The organism is Nocardia testacea NBRC 100365 (assembly GCF_000308775.1).
Lineage (GTDB): Bacteria > Actinomycetota > Actinomycetes > Mycobacteriales > Mycobacteriaceae > Nocardia > Nocardia testacea.
On the sequence record NZ_BAGJ01000227.1, the window covers coordinates 1 to 3,030 of the forward strand.

2 protein-coding genes are annotated in these 3,030 nt (G+C 70.5%); both read right to left on the reverse strand.

Translation table 11 applies throughout. The annotated features are described in order from the left end of the window. Positions 1-2,363 (reverse strand): sensor histidine kinase (locus ON38_RS25625; RefSeq protein WP_245564199.1); only part of this gene is annotated, 2,363 nt, incomplete at its 3' end. Positions 2,364-2,633: 270 nt separating this feature from the next. Then, positions 2,634-3,030, reverse strand: a 397-nt coding sequence (locus tag ON38_RS25630; protein ID WP_306306698.1) for a DUF742 domain-containing protein, incomplete at its 5' end; no start/stop codon positions are given.

Below are 3,030 nucleotides of genomic sequence, written 5' to 3' on the forward strand. Positions count from 1 at the left end.
TTGTCATCGTCGCCTTCCTGTCGGGGCCGATCGGCCGCGGTCGGATCGGGACGCGGGTGGCGTCCGGACCGGGTGCCGCCTTCGATGGCGGCCATCAGATTGCGAGCCTGTTCCGGTGTGCGCGCCCGCGGGGCCTCCTCGGTGACCGGCGTTTCCGTGGCCTCCGGCTCGGCCTGCTGCCGACGTCGGCGCGGGAGCGCGGGACGGGTGCCGTCACCGGGTGCGTGAGCGACCGACGGCGCGGAGTCGGTCTGCGGCCGCGGAGCGGCGCTGTCGCCGGCCGCGGTGCCGGGAGAAGCGGCGGTGGTCGCCGCGGCGTAGGCGGGCTCGGCGGGCGGCTCGGTGGTGCCGCCGGTTTCTATGAGCGCGGCCGGGATCACCACCACGGCCTTGATCCCGCCGTAGACCGAATCCGCCAGCCGCACCGACACACCGTGGCGGGCCGCCAGGGTGGCCACCACGAACAAACCCAGACGGGTCTCCCCGGTGAGCGCTGCCACCCCGAAATCCGGTGGTTCGGCCAGCAGACCGTTGCGCTCGGTGATCTCCTCCGCCGACATACCCAGCCCGCGGTCGGCGACCTCGACCGCCACGCCGCGGCCGACGACGGCGGCCGACACCTCGACGCGGGATTCCGGCGGCGAGAAGGTCGTGGCGTTCTCCATCAGCTCCGCGAGCAGATGGATCAGGTCGGCGGTGGCCGGCCCGGTGATCTTCAGGTCGGGTATCTGGCCGGTGTGGATACGGGTGTAGTCCTGGCTCTCGGCCGCGGCGCCCCGGATCAGGTCCCACAGCGGCACCGGTTTGCGCCAGCGGCGGCCCGGCTGCTCACCGCCCAGCACGATGAGGTTCTCGGCGTGCCGCCGGGCGCGGGTGGCCAGATGGTCGAGTTCGAAGAGGAGCTCGAGCTGGTCGGCGTTCTCCTCTTGCCGTTCGGCCTTGTCCAGCAGGGCGAGCTGGCGGTGCACGGCCAACTGGTTGCGGTGGGCGATATTGAGGAAGACCGTGCGGAAACCCGCGCGGGTCCGGGCCTCGGCCACGGCCGCGGAAACCGCCGCGACCTGCGCACGGTTGAACGCGTCGGCCACCTCGCCGAGTTCGTCGGTGCCGAAGTCCAGGTGTGCCACCTCCGCGGCCGTATCGATCTCCGCCCCGTTGTCGAGGCGGCGCATGAGATCGGGCAGACGGACGTCCGCCAGTTCCAGGGTATCGTCGCGCAAACGGCGCATCCGGGCGATGAACCGGTTGGCGCCGATGAGCGCGGCCAGCAGCGCCACCGCCGTCACCACCAGCACGGCGATACCGCCGGCCAGCGAGAGCCCCGCGGTGTCGGTGCCCTCGGAGCGGGCGATGGCATGGGCATCGCGACTCTGGTTCTCCCACAGGCTCAACAGGGCCGTGCTCAACCGCACCGAGGCATCTTGCCACGCGGGCACCGTCATCGGCAGCGGAGCGGGCTCGGTCTCCGCGGAGTCGTAGCCGGAATCGGAGGACTCCGCGGTGGCGTCACCGGCGGGGAAGGGACCGCGCAGAATGAGCGCGTCCTGCATGGCGGTCACCTGCTGCCAATCCGGGGAATCGGTGATCGCCCGCAGCTGGTCGAGGCGCGAGCCCGTCAGCACCGTGGCGGAATAGGCCACCTGCGAACGGACTTCGCCGGCGTAGCGGGTGAATTCGAGCAGTTCCGCGGCGGTGATCGCGCCGCGGGTGACGGCGACGGTACCGAGGGTATCGGCCTGCGAGAGTGCCTCGGCGGCACGCAGCGGCTCCACGCCGTAGCCGAGGGCGATACCGAGTTTGGCATCGGGCGCCACCCGGGCCGCGACCAGTGAGGCCTTGGGAATCGTGCCGATCACGGTGCTGAAGAATTCGAACACTTCGGCGTGCGGCATCGCGCGGGAGTCGATCGCGGTGCGCACACCGGGTACCCGGTTGTAGAGCGGGCGGAAGGTCTCGAGATCGGCGGCCGATCCGTCCGGGTTCAGGCGCTGGGCCGCCTCGCCCTTGGCGATCACCGCGGCGAGGGCGATATCGGAGCGCTTCCGCGCGTCGACCAGACGCTCGGCCGCGATCGGATCGCCCGCCAGATGCAGCAGGGACAGCCGGCGCTCCTCTTCGAAGGTCTGCACCATCGCGATCACCGGGGTGGTGGTGCCGCTGATCAGGTTGGCCCAGATCGTCGCGATGACACTGGATTTGACCAGATATCCGGCGGCGCCGACGCCCACGACGACCAGGGTGACGCTGGTGATCAGCACGATCGACAGGAGGCGGGCCCGAATGCCCAGCCGGCCACGAGTCGCGTCTGCGCCGGAACGGAACGCCCGCACCAGTGCCTCGGGCAGATGCCGCCGAACAGCCACGATAGATCAACCCGTTCCGGGCGTGCGCCGGTGCGACACCGCGGTGACCGGCGCGTCACCCAATGTTCTCGGCATTGCCTTTCTCCGGCAATGCATCAGCTCTCGTCGGAGACCATAGCGAAAGCCGGGCGCCGATTGGAGACCGGTCTCACCGAGCGGGGCTCGGGGTATCGGTGTGAGCGCGGCGACAGAAGCCGCACAAAAGTTAAAGGGAGATCCTTCGGAACCAGGGGTGCCAGGTCCGGGCCGTGGCGATCGTCGGATCCGGTTTCAACCACCCCGCAGACTGTTGGCGATGGTCCGCAGCAGACCCAGATCGGGCGTGGCGCCGAGGGTCTCGGTGGGGGCTCGCACGGCCAGCCGGCCGTCATCGATCAGATCGCCGACGAGCACCTTGGTCATGGCCAGCGGAATCCGCAGCTGCGCCGAGACCTCCGCCACCGATTGCGGGACCCGGCAGAACCGGACGATATCGACGTATTCGGGATCGGTCCGCCGTGGCGCGAAGCCGGCGCCGACATCGACCACCATGGTGTCGAGGGTGAGTTCGGTGCGCGCGGTGCGTCCCCGGCCGCCGGTCATCGCGTAGAGCCGTGCGACCGGACCGGCTTCCTCTTCCTCCCAGGGTTCGCGCGGCCCGGTCACGGCTGTCTCGCACCGCTGTGCC